Origin of the sequence: Micromonospora lupini, assembly GCF_026342015.1 — a bacterium.
Classification (GTDB): Bacteria; Actinomycetota; Actinomycetes; order Mycobacteriales; family Micromonosporaceae; genus Micromonospora; species Micromonospora lupini_B.
This window is the reverse complement of sequence record NZ_JAPENL010000001.1, coordinates 2,052,611-2,070,580: the sequence shown is the minus strand read 5'-3', so window position 1 is coordinate 2,070,580 and position 17,970 is coordinate 2,052,611. Positions and strand designations below refer to the sequence as shown.

Below are 17,970 nucleotides of genomic sequence, written 5' to 3'. Positions count from 1 at the left end.
CTCCAACGCTTCACCGGTCGCCGAGAACTCTCATCCGAGAGCATCAACGCCATCGCTGACCTGGTATCTGACCGCATGATTACCTGGTAGCCAACCCGCAACAGAGCAGCTGATATGCCCCACTCAATCACCCACAAGATCGTTAGCTGAGTGAAGGCTTGCTGCCAAGCTGGGGTGGGCGGGTTCAGAGCCGCGGGGGCAAGGATTGATCGCCCACCTCCCGGCCACCGTGCAGTAGGTCGAAGCCGACGACCCCTGCGAGCACGACGGCGGCTGCCGCAGCGGGCACCAGTACGGGTTGCCCGACCAGGGGCGGGCCGATGGCGATGAGCACGCCCAGACCGATCAGCCGAGGCATGGACACGCGGGTGAACACGTGCCGCCCGAGTAGTGCATGTCCGGCAAGGAAGAGCGCCGGTCCGCTCAGGATGATGACCAGCCAGGACACCGGGGCCGTTGCGGTCGCGTGCCCGATCGCCATCTCGTCGGAGACGGTGATGGCGACGATGCCGGCCACCATGAGCAGATGGGCGAAGGCGGATTCCCTGTTTCGAAAGCCCGGCTCGTGCGCATGGGAGAAGGCCGTACCGAGCTTTTCTCGGGTGCGGTAGAAGTAGGTGAAGTAGAGCAGCACGCTGGTAACGAAAGCCACCGTGAACGCCGTACCTCGGTGGAGGCTGAATTCGCTGGCGTGGAATGTTCGCCCGGTGGTGATGACCGTCTCACCGAGCGCGATGATGATGAACTGCCGGTAGCGCTCGGCGAGATGTTCGCTGGCCAGGTTCCACTCTGAGGGGTTCGTGCGACCGATCTTCGGCGTCGGCCATCCGGAGAGCGCGGCCAGGTAGTCGATTGCGATGGCCAGGCTCCATAGCGCCACCCGGGCTGTCTCATCGACCAGTGCGCCGGCGAACCAGGGCACCGCCGAGACCGCGAACCAGGGAACTGCGCGCAGCGGTCGACAGCCGAGCGGATCCCGCCGCAGAGCGATGGCGAGCAGGGAACTGCGGCCCAGGTTGATCGCGACGTATGCGATCGCGAACAGTATTCCGCGCTGTTCGAACGCCTCCGGGATGGTCGTGGAGATTAGTAGGCCACCGAACATGGTGGCGATTACCAGCAACTGGATATGGATGAGCCGTGAGTCCAGGGTGTCGGTCACCAGGTTGGTGTAGGACCAGACCCACCACACTGCCAACAGCAGGATCAGCGTCTGGTAAGCGCCGGTCCAGTCCAGCTGGTTGAGCAGGGTCTGAGAGAGCCGGAAGAGGATGAAGATGTAAATCACATCGAAGAACAATTCGACGTAGGTGGCCTGCTTCGGCTGGTCAAGATCGCGGACCAGCCCGGGGCGCTTCTCCGTCTTCATTCCGACCCGTTTCTTCACCCGTCCGGACTACCGGCTCCCGGAAGAGTCATACCACGGGCAGGTCAGGCCGACGGGCGATTCGATCATCGCCACAGATGCTCCGACGACCTGAGCTAACCCCGTTTTCATGGAGGTTCGTAATCATGGTCTGATGGCCGTGGGAGGAAGTTTCTGTGGCGGCACCGAAAAAGTACCCCGATGAGCTGCGTCAGCGCTGCGCGTATGCTCCGCGAGTCGATCCGAAGCCCGTGATCCGGTGGTTTGTGCATCACGAGGCGTTGGAGGCGGCTCGCTGAGTGAGTGCGTCGAGGACGTCGACGCGTGCGGCCGGTACCTGCACGTCGAGGCGCAGTGCGCCTGTGACGTGGGTGTAAGTGAAGGTGAAGAACGAGCAGCAGGAGCTTTCCCGGTCGGTCAGGTCCCGGGCGGTCGTCTCGGCTGCCGGGTCGAGACTTGATCCCGCCAGCCCAAGCCCATTCCCGGTGCCGATGCCCGCGCTACCTGCCCGGGTCGTCCCGTCGGCACCCACCGGCCCTTCCGAGTTGCTGCCGTGGATGGCTCTTCCCGCACGCTGCGGCCGGGTGACCGCGCCGGGCGCCGGGAACGGGCAGGACGGCGTCGCCGCGACGCACCTCGACAGCGCCGAGCAGCGTCACGCGCAGGCGCGTCTCCCCGTCCTCGTCCACCGGCCAGTCATCCCGCGCGCGCCGCACGATGAGCAGCGGGAGGACATCGCGCGGGCGATCCCCCGCGACGAACGTGTCCCGCCGAGCGTTCCGGTCGGCTGCCCGCCCCAGCTACCGCAGGTGCTACGTGGCGGTCGAACGATGAAGCTCGGTCAGACGGGTGCGGCAGACGTGGGCAGCGCTGCCGCCCTGGAGGTCCCCGAAAGGGTCGCCACCCGATCGAACTGGCCGTCGAGGACCTCGTCGCCGTGGTGCACGACGAGTAGACCGCGACCCACGGTGCGGGACTGCAGAACGCGCAGCACCAGATCCCTGCCGTCCGGGTCCAGGTTCGCGAACGGCTCGTCGACGAGGTAGACGTCGGCATCCTCGCAGAGCAGCGCGGCGACGCCCAACCGCTGCCGCTGGCCGGACGACAGGTCCGCCGGCAGCTGCCCGGCCAGGCCCTGCAGCCCCAGCGTCTCGCGCAGCCGCTCGTCGGCGACCAGCGCGTGCACCGGCAACGGCGGTAGCTCCACCGGCGCGCTCAGACAGGCGACCCTGGGCGGCACCGTGACCGTCCCGGCGTCCGGCGCGAGTATTCCGGCGATGACGTGCAGCAGCGTCGTCTTCCCGCAGCCGTTGGATCCGCGCAGCAGCACGTGCTCGCCCACCCGCAGCGTGAAGTTGTCGATCGAGACGGTGGCTCCGGAACCAAAGGCGGCCCGTACCCCCCGCAGCGCCACCATCGATCCCCGTCCGTGACCCGATGGTGCCCGCGTACCGCGCAGGACCTGGATCCGCCGGAGCACGGCGGAGCTGCGGCGCAGCTGCGGGATCAGGTTGATGACGCCGACGATGCCCGTGACGGCGCGCCACAGGGAGTTCACGAAGGCGAGGAAGCTGCCGAACGACATCCGACCGGCGAACACGAAGAACGCCCCGACGACCAGGGACGCGGTGTCGGAGAGGTTCATGGTGAGGTCGCTGAGCGTGCGCTGTCGCAGCCGCAGCCGGGAGTTCACGAGCGTGATGTCCAGGAAGCCCCGCAACGCGTCCGCGCTGACCGCTCGGGCAAGGGGCCGCAGCAACGGCAGGCCGCGAACCGCGCGGAACGAGGCGAGTGTCCGGGTCAGCGTGTTGATGTACCGCGCTTCTGCCTCCCGCTCCGGCTCGGTGTTCTCCTCGATCCGCCGGGCGAGGCGGTTACTGATGAGCACCAGCGGCGGCACGACGAGAAGCAGCACGATGCTGGCCTGCCAGGACAGGTACAGCAGCACACCGGCGAAGACGACCGAGGCCGTCGCCTGTTTGGCGACGCGGACGGCGACGTCGATGGCCGGCAGGACGCCCTCGGCGACGTCGTTGTGGATGCGGCTGACGAACGAGGCGTTGCCCGCCGCGGAGATCCCCCGGCCGTCCTGGTCGAGGGCCCGGTCGAGCAACTCCGCCTCGAGCGACAGCACGAACGCGTTCTCGTACCGCTTGCGCCGCACGGAGGTCCAGTAGGAGCCGAAATTCATGGCGAGACCCAGCGCCAGATAGCCGGCGCCGAGGACGAGGAACACCGCCACGTCGCCGGCCAGGATCGCATGATCGAACAGCTCCTTGAGCAGCAGCGGGTGCGCTGCGGCCTCGACGCCGCTGAGGACCGCCTCGAAGGCGACGATCATCGTGAGCTGGCGTCGATGCCTGTGCAGCGTGCGCCACAGTTCCTTCATGGGCGCACCTCGTCGAGGAGGAAGTCCGCCGTGCCGCCGTTGGTCACGCGGTGCAGCACCCGCAGCACGCCGGCGGAGCCGGTCACGTAGTCGCAACTGCAACGCAGCAGACCCTCACCGGGCACGGCCAGCGGCGAGATCCCGCCGTCGTGCGGCACCTCGAATCGCTTCGGCGGCTCGAACAGGAAGACGTTACGCACGTACTCGAGCTGCCGCAGCGCGGTGTCGCGGAACGCGGGCTCGCCGAGGATCGTTGCCGCGTCCAGCATCGCGTCGGCGATCCCGCACATCCCGAACGCGTATCCGGGCATCGCGGTGTAGTCGATCGCGAGCCCGCGTAGGACGGTCCGCGCGGCATCGGCGTCGCCGTAGCGCAGCAGGACCTGCGCGACACCGGCCGAGCCCACTTCGACGTACGGCAGCAGGGTCCCGTCGTGCTCGAAGATGACCGAGTCGCCGTCCCACAGCTCGGTATGTGCCATCTCCCAGGCCAGCGCCTCCCGTCCGAGCCGCAGGTAGGACTCGTCCTTGGTGATCTGGTGCATCCGCAGCAGGAACAACGCGACGCCAGCCTGCCCGAAGCCGAGACCGGTCAGCGGTCCGTCGGTCGCAAAGTCGTTCAACCAGTAGGCCAGCCGGCCGTCGCGCTGCACCGTGTCGCACAGCGTCCGCGCGCACCGCTCGGCCGCGGCGAGGTCGCCCTCGTCGTGGTCACGAAGGTAGAACTTCAGGTTCGTCATGCCGAGCCCGGCGAGACCGTAGTAAAACGTGTAGTCGTCCTGCTCGCCCACCCGCTCGTTGGCCTGCGCTAGCAGGTCCCGCGCCTCGGCGCGGAGCCCGAGGTCACCGGTCGCCCAGGCGATGCCTGCGAGGCCGCTCATCAGCCCGGCAGGGTACTGGGCGACGTCGATGCCGGCGACCCGGTCGCGCAACCATCGCAGCCACTCGGGCCGAACCGGGACCCCCGAGGCGTCCAGCGCCCACAGCACGCCGCTCGCCCCGAACCCGAGGCTCAGCGGGTTGGTGAGGTGGGCGAACGGGTCCACCGGGAACAGGGTCGCCCGTTGCGGGTCGGCGACGGCCGTGATGAACGCGGCCACCCTCGCCCGGGTCTCGGGCATGGCGAGCTGCTGCTCGACGATGGGTGCGCGGGGTGGGACGGCGACGCGGTCGACCAGTGCCGCCTCGTCCTGTAGGGCGTCGAGCACCTCGGTGAGGGAGATCCTCGCGTGCGCCAGGTCCGTGATCAGCTCGTGGATCCGCGTCGGCCATCCGAGCCGTTCGACATAGAGTCGGTAGAGGTCGAAGACGTCGTCGCGGAGGAACGACATCGCGACGATCGGAAAGATGAGGTACGCCATCACGGCCGCCAGGCTGTAGAGGTCCCCCTCGGGGGTGGAGTCCTCGACGCCGCGCCGGGAGTGGCTGAATCCGGCTGTGTACAGCTCGACCAGCCCCTGCAGGTGTTGGTCGGCCGCGGCGGATCCGGCCAGCCGGCAGGACTCCAGGTCGATCACGGTGACCTCGAAGGTGTCGGGGTCGATGAGCAGGTTCGTGGCGTTCAGGTCGCCCAGGACCACCTGCCGCTCGTGCGCCGCCTGAATCGCCCGCGTCAGCCCGCGGAAGACCGCGAGGAAGACCCGCAGGAAGTGCCGCGACTGTTCGGGCGTGAACCGTGGCTGCACCAAGGGGTTGTGCGCGAACAAGACATCCCGGATGTCGACCCCGACGACGCGCTCCTCGGCGATGAAGTGGTGCTCCCAGTGGCGGAACTTGGCGATGGGAGCCGGGAAACGACCGGTGCCGGCCAGGCGCTGGAGGAACTGCCATTCGCGGGCGAGAATGTCGACGGCGTCGTAGCCCTGGCGCGGATTGGGATTGGTGTGCGGGCGGGCTTCCTTCACCACCACGACACGATCGTCGTCCGCGGTGTCCTCGGCCAGGTACACCCCGCCGGTGTTGGAGAACTGGATGGCCTCGGTGACACGGAACCGCCCTCCCAACGGCTCGATCTGTTCGGGTTCGGGGTCCGGCTTCCAGTCGGCGAAGGGCCAGGGCAGCCACCACGGCTGGACGAAAGCCGTGCGACGCTCGTCGGAGATCGGTCCTTCCGGCCCGACGACGTACGGCACCTGTCTGCCCATGGCGTCGACAGTGTGGGTGTCGAGGAATTGGCCGTACCGGAAGTAGAGCGCCTTGCTGTCGCGATAGCGGAGGTCCGAGAGCACGTAGGTGCCCTCGGCGTCGCCGAGCAGCCGCGCCAGGTCCGCCAGGCAGGCCCGGAAGGTGTCGTCGTCGGGCGGATAGACGGTGAGGAACTTGCCGCCGCTGCCCCGTGCGATGGCCTTGGAGTTGAGCATCTCGAAGATGTTGCGGTCGAGCGCGATCTTAAAGTCGATGTCGCGCCCGATCAGATAGTCCAGGACCACGGCGGCGGTGTCGTACATGTTGTGGTAGGTCGCGGAGACATGGATCTTCCACCCCTGCGCCGGCAGCGACGGGTTGCTCCGGTAGTTCCACCAGATGCCCATGCGGACGAGTCGCGACCGCAGCTCCTCGTTCAGCGAGGAGAGGAAGTTCTCCGACAACGGCCGGTAGTACACCTCCAGCGGGTCGTAGAACAACGTGTCGTTCCACGCGAAGAAGAAGCGGTTAACCCATCGATCATCACGCATGTCTATCACCTTGTCCTGAGCCGGGAGGTTGCCGCGCCGGCAGGGGCGCCGTTGGCGCCGGAGGCGGCGTGCACGGGCGGTGGTGGGGCGCGCGGCGCCGTCTCCGGGGCGGGCCCCTGCCGCACGGAAGGCGGGAGTCGAGCCGTGTGGGGGGCGGCGGTGCCGCCCCCCACGCGGTCACCGGATTACTGCTGCCACCAGCAGCACTGGTTCTGGCTGCTCGAGCAGCTGCTGCCGCGCGTGCCGCGATCCGTGGCGAGCGGCTGCAGAGTCTGCAGGCTGAGAACGCTCATGTGGTGTCACCTCCTCCTGGGCCGTCCATCCGAGCCGCCCGCGAACGCGGGCGGCTCCTTTGCGATCCGGCGGCCGTCCGGCGGGAAGCGGTTCCACGCCAGAACTGCCGGCGGTCTGCCGTTGAGCGTTCGCCAGCGGCGGGAGCCGTGGCGGAATCCCGGACGATCCCGAACGCATTCACATAGATAGTGATCGCTGCTTGAGGCGGATTGCGGACAGATCCCCGGGAGCCGCCGGTGCCATGTGTTCCGATGAGGAACGCAGGGTTCACGGACACCCGCCGAGAGGATCCACCCCATGTCTGTGCAGCCGCCGGAGCGTGCGTTCGTGGTGCCACCGGACCCGGGCCGGGCCGGCTCGCTCGAGGAGCTCGTCGACCTGCTGCGGGTGCTCAAGGTCTGGGCCGGCGACCCGTCCTACGACGCGATCAGGAGTCGGGTCAACGCGGCCTGGACGGCGGCCGGCCGGCCCGCCGGGGAGCTGACGGGCAAGACCACCGTCGCGGACTGCTTTCGGGCTGGTCGGCGGCGGCTCAACACCGACCTTGTCATCTCGGTGGTGCGGGCCCTGCACCCGGACGAGGGGTACGTCACCCAGTGGCGGCAGGCGCTGCAGATGATCACGGGGGAGGCCCGGGCAGCATCGCAGGTCCACGTCCAGGACCGGTTGCCACCCGAGCCGGCGACCTTCACCGGCCGGGCCGCTGAGCTGAGTGAGCTCCTCCGCGCGCTGCGCGACACCGGAGGTGGCGCGGCGGCGCTCTGTGTGGTGTCGGGCATGGCCGGGGCTGGCAAGACTCACGTCGCCGTGCATGCCGCGCACCTCGTCACGCGCGAGCAGCGCTTCGACCGGGTCCTGTTCGTGAACCTCCGTGGGTTCCACGCCGATCCGGCCCAGCCGGCCGTCGACCCGGCCGCTGTTCTCGAGGGTTTCCTGCGCCTGCTGGGCATGCCGTTTCATCAGATCCCGCTCGACCTGGCCGCCCGCACCGCCGCCTACCGCCGCCGGCTCGCCGGCAGCCGCACACTCGTGGTGCTGGACAACGCCGCTGGCGTCGAGCAGGTCAGGCCGCTGCTGACCGACACCGCCGGCTGCCCGATGCTGGTCACCAGCCGGCGCGACCTCACGGCCCTGCGCGCCGGGACCAAACTGACGATGGACGTGTTCGCCCCCGGCGAGGCCATGGAGTTCCTGGCCCTGGCGGCACCACGGACGCCCGTCGGTGACGACCCGCAGGCGCCGGCCCGGATCGCCCTGCGCTGCGGCCACCTACCGCTGGCGCTGGGCCTGGTGGCCGGGCACATCCGCGCCACACCTGGCTGGACGCTGACTGACCACGCCGACCGGCTTGACGAACGCCACCGCCAGCGGCGTCTGGACACCAACGTCCAGCTCGCACTCGACCTGTCCTATCAGCACCTGCCCGCCGAGCGACAGCGACTGCTGCGGCTGATGGCGCTGCACCCTGGCCAGGACCTCGACGCGCACGCCGCCGCGGCCCTGGCCGGCAGCGACCTGCCGACCACCCGGTCCCTCCTCCTGGACCTGAGCCGCGATCATCTGGTGCAACCGGCCGCCCCCGGCCGCTACACCCTGCATGACCTGGTGCGTGCCCATGCCGCCGGCCGGGCCGCCGACGAGGATCCCCCATCCGGACGACGCACCGCCCTGACCCGCCTGTTCGATTTCTACCTGGCCGGCGCGGCCGCCGCCATGGACACCCTGTACCCGGCCGAGGCCGAGCGGCGGCCGGCCGTCCCGCGACCCGCGGGCCCCGCCCCTGACCTGAGCGAACCCGCAGGTGCCCGCGTCTGGCTGGACACCGAACGTCCGACCCTGGTCGCCGTCGCCGCGCACACCGCCAGCCATGGCTGGGCCACCCACGCCATCCGGCTGTCCGGCGTCCTCTTCCGATACCTCGACGGCGGATACTTCACCGACGCCCTGACCGTCCACGAGCACGCCCGCGACGCTGCCCGCGACCTCGGCGACCCGAACGGGCAGGCGCACGCGCTGGCCGGCCTCGGTGCCACGCACGCGCAGCTGTCCCGGCACGGACCGGCCGCCGAGAACCTCCGGGAGGCCCTGCGCCTCTTTCGACAGGGCGGTGACCGGGTCGGGGAGGCCCGCGCCCTGATCAACCTCGGCGTCGTCATGGCACGCCTGGGCCGCAACCGGTTGGCCGCAGAGCACTGCGCGCAGGCCCTGGTGATGTTCCGACAGGCCGGCCACCAGGCGGGCGAGGCCCACTCGCTGACCAACCTTGGCAGCGTCGAGTCGAGACTGGGCCGGCACGGACCGGCCACCGACCACTTCCGGCAGGCGCTGACCCTGATCCGGCAGCTCGGCAACCGCACCAGCGAGGCATGGACGCTCAACAGTCTGGGCGAGGCCGAGCTGCGCCAGGGCCGACACGGACCGGCCATCAACCATCTCCGGCAGGCTCTGGGGCTGTACCGGCAGCTCGGCAACCGTGTCGGCGAGGCCTGGACGCTGGACATTCTCGGGACCGTGAAGACCCGCCTCGGCCGGCCGGACCGCTACCACCGGCAGGCGCTTGCGATCTTCCGCGAGACCGGCGACCGATCGGGCGAAGCCAGCGCGCTCAACGGTCTCGGCGAAGCATCCCACGCCGCCGGCGACCCCTGGGGCGCCCTGGCCGAGCACTCCGCAGCCCATACCATCGCGGTCGACATCGGCGAACTCGAGCAGCAGGCCCGCGCCCACACCGGCATCGGGCGAGCCCGCGAGACCCTGTCCGATCCGGCCCTGGCCCGGCAGCACTACCAGCAGGCCCTGATCCTCTACACCGAGCTCGGCACACCGGAGGCCGACCTGGTTCGTGCGCGGCTCACCGGCATCGACGACAACGGCGGTGCGGAGCGCCGACCGGCTACGGCCGCGCGGAACGCCCAACCACGCTGAGCACGAATCGGATCACTCCCGTGGCATGCCACGCGCCACCCCCAGGCCGGCGATCGTCACCGTACCCGTCACCACCAGCGGCGCAGCGGCGAGAAGCGCAGGATCCGGTCGTCGTCGTGCCCCGGGGTGACGCGACCGTCCCGGTTGCTGGTGGTCACCCAGAGCGCTCCGTCGAGTGCGCGCACGACCGTGCGCAGTCGGCCGTAGGAGCCGACGAGTCGCGCGGTGGGCGTGCCGGCGCCGTCCGGTCCAGCGGTACGACCCAGAGTCGGGTTCCTCGCAGGGCGGCGAGACACAGCGTGTTCCCCACGATGGCCAGGCCGCTGGGCGACGCCTCGGCGGACCGCCACACCAGCGGGTCACGGAAGCGCGGGTCGCCGGCCCGACCCTCCACCACCGGCCAGCCGTAGTTGCCGCCGGGCACGATCGCGTTGACCTCGTCCCAGGCGCCCGCGCCGACCTCGGTCGCGTAGAGCCGGCCCCGCCGGTCCCACGCCAGTCCCTGCACCGCCACCTTCGACGCGGGCGTGTTCCAGGACGGGGCCGCCGCGGCGAGCAGGTTGTTGTAGGCGTCGGTGTTGACCGGCATATCGCCCGTTCCCCCCAGACCTGGTGTGCGGGCTGCTACGCGGTGACGCGCCGTGCGTACACCTCGATCTCGATCTTCATGCGGGGGTCGGCGAGGCCGCACATGAGCATCGTGGCCGGCCCTGGCTGGGCGCGCCGGTCGGGACTGCGGTGATCAGCGGTGCCCCCCGAGGCTGGCGACTGCCGCCACTACCAGGGCAATGAACATGGGAGGGGACAGCGGCCACGCCTCACAGTGCTCCCGGTTAGCGCTCATCGGTTGGTCCTGGTCGTGATGGGGAAGTCGGCGAAGCGAGGCGCGCCGGGCTCGTGCGGCAGGCGCGCGGCGCGCGCGGCGAAGCTGACGGCGTGGTACCACCCGCAGAGCAGAAGCAGGTCGAGCAGTTGGACCTCGTCGAAGACCGACGCGAGTCGTGCCCACAGCGCGTCATCGATGTCGGAACGCTCGTGCAGCGTGTCGACGGCGAGGATGAGCAGCCGTTCCCGCTCGGACGTCCAGCACTCGTCGGCGGGGCCGCCGTGCACCAGGGAGGCCGCCTGCTCGCGGGTGAGCCCGACCCGTTCGGCGAACATCATCATGTGCACGCCCCACTCGTACTCGCAGCCGCACAGCACGCATGTCCGGTCGATGGCGATCTCGCGCTCCCTCATGGTCAGGGTCAGCTGTCGGCCCAGCTCATAGCGCCCCCATCCGTGCATGGCGCTGGCCATCGGGAGGTTCTTGGCGAACATCCGGAACAGCCCGATCGGCGGCACTTCCCCGGGCATCATGCGCGCGAGTAGCGCGCCGGTCTGGTCGGCGTACGGCGGTTCCAGCAGGGCTATTCGCGACATCGGCGCTCCCGTTGAGGTTGTTTCTAAATTAGAAACAGCGGATGGATGCTAGCGTTTCGAATAACGGAACACAAGGAGGAGCATGCCGACACCGCGCCCAGGAACACCGGTTCGTGGATCGACTACCGGCCGTCCGATCATGGCCGCGATGGATCTCTTCGGCCGTCGGTGGGCGCTGCGAATTCTCTGGGAGCTGCGTGCGGGTCCGCTCGGTGCGCGTGCGCTGCTGGCACGCTGCGCAGGTCTGTCATCCAGTGTCCTCTACCAGCGGCTTCGCGAACTCACGTCGAGCGGGATCATCGTCCCCTCAGCCGATGGCTACGAGCTCACGCGGCTGGGGACAGCACTCGGTCACGCCCTCCGACCGCTCGACGAATGGGCGATCACCTGGGCGCAGGCGCAAGAGCAGAACGATCAGAATCCTGTGGAGGCATGAAGGCAGGGGAGGCCTGGGCCCCGGAGTTCACGCCGCCTGTGAGAGGCCTTCGGTCCTTCGCCCACATGCGACTTCAACCTGCTCCCCAGGCTGAAGTGGCGCACGTCAACACGCTGCTCCTTCAGGACATCCTGAGCGAGGAGGAGTGGCAGAAGCGGCTCGCCGACGCCGACCGACGGCACTATCTCCGCTGTTCTGGGCCCACGTGAACCCCTACGGCCGCTTCGAGCTGAACCTGAACTCACACCTCGCCCTCGCCGTGTCGGCGTCGCTGCTGCCCAGCCCACGCACCCCGAAGAGGGAAGGCGCTCCAGCCCCAGCGTGACGTTGGGCTCGGCACGACGTCGCCGCCTGGGACCTCCCACCAGGTACGGAAGTGCCCCGGCTTGTCTACGGTCTGGAGTGCCTGGCCGTCGGCATCAGGCTTGATCATTTCCCCAGGGCGGGCGCCGGCATTCGCGGGGGTCACGGCTGGTCACCAGTCAGCGGTGAGGGCGGTCGCTCGAAAAGGTCTTGAGGACCACGGTGGCCTGCGTTCCGCTGACCCGATCGATGGCGTGGAGGCGGCGCAGCAGTTCTTGCAGTTGCTCGGTATTCGCGGTCCTGACCTTCACCAGTACCGAGGCGCTGCCGGCGATGATGTGCGCCGCCAGGATCTCCGGGAGCGCGGCGAAGTCCTGCGCCGAATCCCCCATCCACGACGACGAGTCGACCATCACGTAGGCCAAGACGGCGCAGCCCACCGCGGTCCCCCGGAATGTGCGGCGACGGGCCGTCGGCGAGGCGCCGATCGGCGTGCCGGTGCGCGCGGAGGTGTTGTCGCCATGGCCGTGGGCGGCAAGGCAATATCGACCGGTCGGACGCCGACGACGTCGAACAGCACGCTTGCCCCAAGTGTGACGCCCAGCCCGCTCGCCCTGCCGCTCGTGCGGCGGCGCGGTCGCCGCCGGCGACCACAACCGCCGTTTCACGAAGGTGCCCCGGCTCAAGAAGACGCTGCGACCGCGGCCCCGGCCGACCGTGGCGGCTAGTTGACGCGATCCTTGCGTTAGAGCGCGCTCACAGCCCTAGCGTGCAGGGCATGGAAGTTGATGACGCACTCCGGGAGGCATTGCGCCTCGCAGTGGACCCGCCAGGTGGTGTTTCCTTCGAGTCGCTGCGCGAGCTCGCTCGCGCTGACGATGCAACCGAGTGGGACATCGCCACGGCGGCAGAGCACCTGGGAGTGAATCCCCACACGTTGCGCTACTACGAACGGATCGGCCTGGTCCAGGTCGCGCGGAACAACGCCGGCCACCGCCAGTATGACGCTGCGGCAGTGCGACGTCTGGTCTTCCTCACGCGAATGCGTACCTCCGGCATGCCGATCAGTGACCTGCGCCATTACATCGGCCTCGTTGACGCCGGCCAGTCCACCGTGCCCGAGCGCCTCGACATGATGCTGGAGCACCGAGACACCCTGCGCTCACAGATTGCTCAGCTGCAGCTGGCCCTCGCCGCCACCGAGTACAAGATCGCCACCTATGAAGGAGCACCCCAGCCATGACGAGAACCACCAGCACTGCCCAGTACGACATCAACAGCCCTGAAAACCTTGCCCGCCGCGAGCACGGCCTGAGCGTGCTGTCCCGGATCGACGGGCACCAGGGCGAGGCCGTCATCGACTCACTGGCGGACATCAACCCCGCCATGGCCCACCACGTCGCAGCCTTCGCCTTCGGCGACGTGTATGACCGTCCCGGACTCGACCCCCGAAGCCGGCAGCTGGTCACCATCGGCGTCCTCACCGCTCTGGGTGGATGCGAGCCGCAGTTGAACGTCCACATCGGCGCCGCGCTCAACGTCGGCCTGACGCGCGAGGAGATCAGCGAGGCCATCCTTCACACTGCGGTCTATTGCGGCTTCCCCCGCGCCCTGAACGCCACCTTCACAGCCCGCGAAGTCTTCGCCACGCGTGACGACCCGGCGTAACCCGACTGCCCCACCTCTTTCAGAAGGGGCCAGCAGCCGCTAGCGCTGCTGGCCCCCTCTGTGTGGCCCTCAGTTGCACGACCAGGAGATGAGCCTGCGCGACATCGCCGCCCGGCTCGTCATCACCACCCCCAGAGGCAGGCTTGGGTCGGTCGCCGCTTTTGGACCGTACCTATCTGGCGGCGACCTGCCTCTATGCCGTCATGACCATGCAGATCAGCATGCTGACGGTGGGGGTAGCGTCAACCCAGTCGATCCAGCTTTTCGCGAGCGGCAGTGTCGGGCCGAGGCGTGAGGACCACGAGGCGCAGGTCGGTGTTCTGGGTGGTCAAAACGTTGGCGTCCAGCGGGATGGCACCCACGTCCGGGTGTACTGCGGTCTTGTGCGCGCTCTCGTGGTTGGCCACCGCGCGGAGGGCCCAGAGGCGGCAGAACCTGTCGTTCCCGGCCATCCGCGAGATCAGTGCCGCCACGTCGGGATCGTTCGGATAGCGGGCGCTGGTGGCGCGCAGGTCGGCCACCAACGACTGCTCGAAGTAGGCGCGCTCGGTGTCGGTCTGGCGGACTCGGGGGTTTCGCGATTCGAACTGGACGATCAAGGCGTTGCGATCGTCGGCGATGGCGCCCGTGGGGTCGCCGAAGACAGCCGCGAACAGCCGGTTCCAGTGCAGCAGCCGCCACACGGCGTCGTAGACGGCCGCCGGGGTGTCGCCGAGGTGGTCGATGACGCGGTGCAGGCTGCTGGGGATCAGATGGGGTATCCGGTCCGGGGCCGCGGCGAAGCCGGCAAGGCGCATCAGGTGCGCCTCCTCGTCGTCAGAGAGTCGTAACGCGCGGGCCAGGGAGGTGCACACCTGCGCCGATGGTGTGGCGGCCCGGCCCTGTTCGAGGCGTGCCACGTATTCGGGGGAGATGTCGGCCAGTGCTGCCAGCTCGCCGCGTCGTAGCCCGACGACGCGGCGACGAGAGGCGTTCGTGAGACCGACAGCGGCCGGGTCCGTGCGATCCCGCCAGGCCCGCAGCGCGGCTCCGAGGTCATTCATGAACCCCATGATCCGCCATCGGTCCAGGGAGCTGGGTGGTACCAGCGGTACGCGGAAGACCTGTGCCTTCCACAGTGCTGGCTCGGCCCTTCAGGATGGGGATCATGAGCAGAGTGACCAGAATGCATCACATCGGAGTGCCAGTCAGCGATTTGGCGCGGTCGGTGAGGTGGTACGAGGACGTCCTCGGCATCGCGCCGAACGGCGTGACGATCTCGGCGACGAACCCGGCGATCGGTGCGGTTGTCGAGGTCGAGAACGCGTCGATGCGGGCATCCTTCGCGTTGGCCGGTGACAACGTCCTGCTGGAACTCATCCAGTACGACAGCCCGCAGCCGAGGCCCTTCACCGGGCGCAACTCCGACGTTGGGGTGATGCACCTGTGTTTTGAGGTCGACGACCTCGACTCGGCGCACCGCGACCTGGTGCGGCGGGGCGTGCACGTCAACGCCGACCCGGTCGTGCTCCAGGACGGCGATGGCGTCGAAGCGGGGGCGCTGGCCGGGACGAAGATCCTCTATCTCCGTGACCCCGACGGCATCCAGCTGGAACTGTTCGAGTTGCCCTCGTAGGAGCGCCGACTCCGGACCCTGCGCCCGTCCCGGTCGGTGCCCTGCTCTGGATACCATCGGTGGGGCCGAACAACCGGAGGGCACCATTCGTCCGGCGACACGCAGAAGCTGATGACAGATATCAGGTCGGGATTGTTCGTCGCTCGCGAGGCGGAGTTGGACGAGATCGCCTCGGTGACGGCAGCTGCGGCGCGGGGCCGTGGCGGGGCGATGCTCGTTCTCGGTGATGCGGGGATCGGCAAGTCGACGCTCATCGATGCGGCCGCTTCGCGGCTCGACGGTTGGCGGGTGCTGCGGGCCGGTGGTGTCGAGTTCGAGAGCGAGCTGCCCTACTCGGCGCTGCACCAGTTGTGCGCGCCAGTGCTCGACCACCGCGCTGGGCTCCCCGTACCGCAGCGGAGCGCGCTCGACGCGGTGTTCGGGCTGCAGGCCGGGGCCACGCCGACCCCGATGCTCGTCGGCCTGGCCGTTCTCGGCCTGCTGAGTGCCGTAGGCCGGCGCGGGCCGGTGTTCTGCGTGGTCGACGACGTGCAGTGGATCGACGCCGGCTCGCGGCAGGTACTGGCCTTCGTCGCGGCACGCGTTGCGGCGGAGCGGGTCGCCATGGTGTTCGCTGGCCGCGACGCCGCCTCGGTGTCGGCACTCGGTCGCCTACCCGCCCTCACTCTCACCGGGCTCACCGATTCGGAATCCCTCACCCTGCTGCGGTATCGGGCACCATTCGGCCACGAGGCGGCGATCGTGCAACGGATCCTCGCCGAAGCGGCCGGCAACCCGCTCGCCCTGGTGGAGTTCGCCCGCGACGCCGGACCGTTCGGGCTACCCGGGGATGCCGGGCACCGCGCCGTGGAGCACCGGTTCGTGAGTCGGTTCCTGCGGCTGCCGGCACCCACGCGCTCGCTTCTGGCGCTGGCCGCGGCGGAGCCGACAGGCGACCTCGTTCTGCTGCGCCGCGCGATGGCGATCCAGGGGCTGGACGCCGTGGACCTGGCCGCGGCCGAGGACAGCGGCCTGTTGGTGGCCGGGCCCCGGGTGCACTTCCGGCATCCGTTGGCGCGTTCCGCGGTGTACCTGTCGATTGGCGCCGGGGCGCGACGGCAGGCGCACGCGTCGCTCGCCGCCGGTACGGACGCCGACGTCGATCCCGACCGTCGCGTCTGGCACCAGGCGAACGCGATCACCGGTCCGGATGAGGAGATCGCGGCCGAGCTGGAGCGTTCGGCCGGACGAGCACAGCGCCGCGGCGGACTCGCGGCCGTGGCCGCGTTCCTCGAGCGCGCGGCCCGACTGACACCCGGCCGGTCGCGGCGGGCCCGCCGGTTGTTGTCTGCGGCCAGGGCTCGGTTGGGCTCGGGGGCACCTTCTGCCGCCCGGGAGTTGGTGGACGAGGCCGAGCGTCTCCACCCGGACCCCGCCGACCGCCACGCCGCGCGGCTGCTGCGCGCCACGATCGACTATCACGTGGCGCGCACCATCCCGGCGACGATCGCGCTCATCGACGCGGCCGACGGCGTGGGGCCCGACGAGGTCCGCGAGACCTACCTGGAGGCGTTCGCGTCGCTCATGTTCAGCGTCGACGAGCCGGGGAGGCTACGGCGGCTCGCCCTGCACATCCGGGAACGGGTGCCCCAGCGTCAGCCGCCACGTCCGGTCGACCTGCTGTTGCGGGCATTGGTCGAGCAGCATCTCCGCCCGGTGGAGGAGGCGATGCCCCTGATGCGCCGTACGGTCGACGCCTTCCGGGACCACGCCCGCACGCCCGGCGCGGATCCATGGTGGATGGAACGTGCCTGTGTGTTGAGCGTCGACATCGGTGACTGCGATGCCATGGAGCACATCGCCGACCGTCAGGTGGAACTCGCCCGGGCGCAGGGCGCCTACGCGATCCTTCCCCATGCGTTGCGCTTCCAGGCGGTCGCCCGGACGATCGTGGGTCGCTTCGCCGACGCGCAGGTCTGCATCATCGAGGCGCGTGCGGTCGACGAAGCCGCCGGGACGTCAAACCTCGTCGGCTCCGACCTGATGCTTGCCGCCTGGAGCGGGGACGTCGATCGGTTCCGCGAGGTCCGGCAGAAGCTGCGCGACTGGGTGGGGGTGAAACCCACCGCGCTGCACTACGCGATCGGCGTCCTGTGCAACGGCAGCGGCGACCATCAGGCCGCGATCGACGCGTTGCTGCTCGTACGGGACCAGCACCGGCGCGGGGCGTACGCCGCCTCCGTCTTCCACCACGAGCTGGTCGAAGCCGCCGCGTACGTCGGACGTCCCGAAGAAGCCAAGGAATCGGCTAAATGGATCGGGGATGTCGCACGGGTCAACCCGAACGCGTGGACGACAGGTGCGCATCTACTTGCGAGCGCGCTGCTCGACCCGGGGCTCGGCGCGCAGGACCACTACCGCGCCGCGATCAGCCGGTTCGCCGGGAGCAGGATGCGAGTCCACTACGCGCGTGCCCGACTGCTCTACGGGCAGTGGCTGCGACGGGTCGGCCGTCGCGCCGAGGCGCGGGTGGAACTGCGCGCCGCGCACGAACTGCTCTCCACCATCGGCGCGCGGGGGTTCGCCGGCCGCGCCGCCCGCGAACTGGACGCCATCGGCGAGCCGACCCTGGCCGACGACGCCGACCCGCTCGCGGGGTTGACCGCCCGCGAACTACTCGTCGCCCGCAAGGTCGCCTCCGGCGCAGGCACCAAGGAAGTCGCCGCGCTGCTGTTCGTCAGCCCGCGAACGATCGACGCCCACCTACGCAACCTCTACCGCAAACTGGGCATCACCTCACGCCGGCAGCTACGAGAACTACTCCGCTGACAAGGCCCGGGCCGACCGAGCGACGAAAGGGCCTCGCCGGTACGCGACCGGCGGGGCCCTTGGGTCACC

Annotated in this window: 14 protein-coding genes; 6 read left to right on the top strand and 8 right to left on the bottom strand. The window is 69.5% G+C overall.

Annotated features, from left to right (window positions below; genetic code table 11):
* Positions 1 to 184: 184 nt before the first annotated feature.
* From OOJ91_RS09030 to lanKC, 4 genes are all read right to left on the bottom strand, one after another.
* Positions 185 to 1,369 carry a low temperature requirement protein A gene (locus OOJ91_RS09030; protein WP_266244189.1) on the bottom strand — a complete coding sequence of 395 codons (1,185 nt, stop codon included), beginning with the start codon at positions 1,367 to 1,369 and terminating at the stop codon, positions 185 to 187.
* A 268-nt stretch (positions 1,370 to 1,637) separates the two neighbouring features.
* On the bottom strand, positions 1,638 to 1,898 hold the full coding sequence (locus tag OOJ91_RS09025) for a hypothetical protein (protein WP_266244188.1): 261 nt from the start codon (positions 1,896 to 1,898) through the stop codon (positions 1,638 to 1,640).
* Between the two features lie 309 nt (positions 1,899 to 2,207).
* A complete protein-coding gene (locus tag OOJ91_RS09020; RefSeq protein ID WP_266244187.1) occupies positions 2,208 to 3,755 on the bottom strand; it encodes an ATP-binding cassette domain-containing protein in 1,548 nt (515 codons plus the stop codon).
* Positions 3,752 to 6,430: a class III lanthionine synthetase LanKC gene (gene lanKC, locus OOJ91_RS09015; protein ID WP_266244186.1), complete on the bottom strand. Its 2,679-nt coding sequence runs from the start codon at positions 6,428 to 6,430 to the stop codon at positions 3,752 to 3,754. The genes OOJ91_RS09020 and lanKC overlap by 4 nt, the downstream gene beginning before the upstream one ends.
* 591 nt (positions 6,431 to 7,021) lie before the next feature.
* Here lanKC and OOJ91_RS09010 point away from each other — a divergent pair.
* Entirely contained in the window at positions 7,022 to 9,649 is a 2,628-nt protein-coding gene (locus OOJ91_RS09010) for a tetratricopeptide repeat protein (protein WP_266244185.1), read from the top strand.
* Between the two features lie 154 nt (positions 9,650 to 9,803).
* Here OOJ91_RS09010 and OOJ91_RS09005 read toward each other — a convergent pair whose 3' ends face one another.
* Both OOJ91_RS09005 and OOJ91_RS09000 read right to left on the bottom strand, forming a co-directional pair.
* Positions 9,804 to 10,238: a PQQ-dependent sugar dehydrogenase gene (locus OOJ91_RS09005; RefSeq protein ID WP_266244184.1), complete on the bottom strand. Its 435-nt coding sequence runs from the start codon at positions 10,236 to 10,238 to the stop codon at positions 9,804 to 9,806.
* A 251-nt stretch (positions 10,239 to 10,489) separates the two neighbouring features.
* Positions 10,490 to 11,071, bottom strand: a complete 582-nt coding sequence (locus OOJ91_RS09000) for a carboxymuconolactone decarboxylase family protein (RefSeq protein ID WP_266244183.1) — start codon at positions 11,069 to 11,071, stop codon at positions 10,490 to 10,492.
* Between the two features lie 148 nt (positions 11,072 to 11,219).
* On the opposite strand from OOJ91_RS09000, the gene OOJ91_RS08995 reads away from it, so the two are divergent.
* Positions 11,220 to 11,507 (top strand): winged helix-turn-helix transcriptional regulator, encoded by a 288-nt coding sequence (locus OOJ91_RS08995; RefSeq protein WP_266244182.1) that lies wholly within the window; start codon positions 11,220 to 11,222, stop codon positions 11,505 to 11,507.
* A 482-nt stretch (positions 11,508 to 11,989) separates the two neighbouring features.
* On the opposite strand, the gene OOJ91_RS08990 is transcribed toward OOJ91_RS08995, so the two are convergent.
* Entirely contained in the window at positions 11,990 to 12,496 is a 507-nt protein-coding gene (locus tag OOJ91_RS08990; RefSeq protein WP_266244181.1) for an Lrp/AsnC ligand binding domain-containing protein, read from the bottom strand.
* Between the two features lie 92 nt (positions 12,497 to 12,588).
* On the opposite strand from OOJ91_RS08990, the gene OOJ91_RS08985 reads away from it, so the two are divergent.
* Together OOJ91_RS08985 and OOJ91_RS08980 are read left to right on the top strand one after the other, a co-directional pair.
* A complete protein-coding gene (locus OOJ91_RS08985; RefSeq protein ID WP_266244180.1) occupies positions 12,589 to 13,053 on the top strand; it encodes a MerR family transcriptional regulator in 465 nt (154 codons plus the stop codon).
* Positions 13,050 to 13,478 (top strand): carboxymuconolactone decarboxylase family protein, encoded by a 429-nt coding sequence (locus OOJ91_RS08980; protein WP_266244179.1) that lies wholly within the window; start codon positions 13,050 to 13,052, stop codon positions 13,476 to 13,478. Before OOJ91_RS08985 ends, OOJ91_RS08980 begins: the two co-directional genes overlap by 4 nt.
* 242 nt (positions 13,479 to 13,720) lie before the next feature.
* Here OOJ91_RS08980 and OOJ91_RS08975 read toward each other — a convergent pair whose 3' ends face one another.
* Complete coding sequence (locus tag OOJ91_RS08975) at positions 13,721 to 14,521, bottom strand: helix-turn-helix transcriptional regulator (RefSeq protein ID WP_266244178.1); 801 nt, start codon at positions 14,519 to 14,521, stop codon at positions 13,721 to 13,723.
* A gap of 95 nt (positions 14,522 to 14,616) precedes the next feature.
* Here OOJ91_RS08975 and OOJ91_RS08970 point away from each other — a divergent pair, with 95 nt between their 5' ends.
* Both OOJ91_RS08970 and OOJ91_RS08965 read left to right on the top strand, forming a co-directional pair.
* Positions 14,617 to 15,093 carry a VOC family protein gene (locus OOJ91_RS08970; RefSeq protein WP_323178472.1) on the top strand — a complete coding sequence of 159 codons (477 nt, stop codon included), beginning with the start codon at positions 14,617 to 14,619 and terminating at the stop codon, positions 15,091 to 15,093.
* Positions 15,094 to 15,204: 111 nt separating this feature from the next.
* Entirely contained in the window at positions 15,205 to 17,901 is a 2,697-nt protein-coding gene (locus OOJ91_RS08965; protein WP_266244177.1) for an AAA family ATPase, read from the top strand.
* Positions 17,902 to 17,970 lie beyond the last annotated feature (69 nt).

What these genes read in the sequence shown, in the direction of transcription:
- OOJ91_RS08965 (WP_266244177.1), top strand. Translation starts at nt 15,205, where the DNA reads ATGACAGATATCAGGTCGGGATTGTTCGTCGCTCGCGAGGCGGAGTTG.
- OOJ91_RS08980 (WP_266244179.1), top strand. Translation starts at nt 13,050, where the DNA reads ATGACGAGAACCACCAGCACTGCCCAGTACGACATCAACAGCCCTGAA.
- OOJ91_RS08995 (WP_266244182.1), top strand. Translation starts at nt 11,220, where the DNA reads ATGGATCTCTTCGGCCGTCGGTGGGCGCTGCGAATTCTCTGGGAGCTG.
- OOJ91_RS09020 (WP_266244187.1), bottom strand. Translation starts at nt 3,755, where the DNA reads ATGAAGGAACTGTGGCGCACGCTGCACAGGCATCGACGCCAGCTCACG.
- lanKC (WP_266244186.1), bottom strand. Translation starts at nt 6,430, where the DNA reads ATGCGTGATGATCGATGGGTTAACCGCTTCTTCTTCGCGTGGAACGAC.
- OOJ91_RS09010 (WP_266244185.1), top strand. Translation starts at nt 7,022, where the DNA reads ATGTCTGTGCAGCCGCCGGAGCGTGCGTTCGTGGTGCCACCGGACCCG.
- OOJ91_RS08970 (WP_323178472.1), top strand. Translation starts at nt 14,617, where the DNA reads ATGGGGATCATGAGCAGAGTGACCAGAATGCATCACATCGGAGTGCCA.
- OOJ91_RS09000 (WP_266244183.1), bottom strand. Translation starts at nt 11,071, where the DNA reads ATGTCGCGAATAGCCCTGCTGGAACCGCCGTACGCCGACCAGACCGGC.
- OOJ91_RS09030 (WP_266244189.1), bottom strand. Translation starts at nt 1,369, where the DNA reads ATGAAGACGGAGAAGCGCCCCGGGCTGGTCCGCGATCTTGACCAGCCG.
- OOJ91_RS09005 (WP_266244184.1), bottom strand. Translation starts at nt 10,238, where the DNA reads ATGCCGGTCAACACCGACGCCTACAACAACCTGCTCGCCGCGGCGGCC.
- OOJ91_RS08975 (WP_266244178.1), bottom strand. Translation starts at nt 14,521, where the DNA reads ATGAATGACCTCGGAGCCGCGCTGCGGGCCTGGCGGGATCGCACGGAC.
- OOJ91_RS08985 (WP_266244180.1), top strand. Translation starts at nt 12,589, where the DNA reads ATGGAAGTTGATGACGCACTCCGGGAGGCATTGCGCCTCGCAGTGGAC.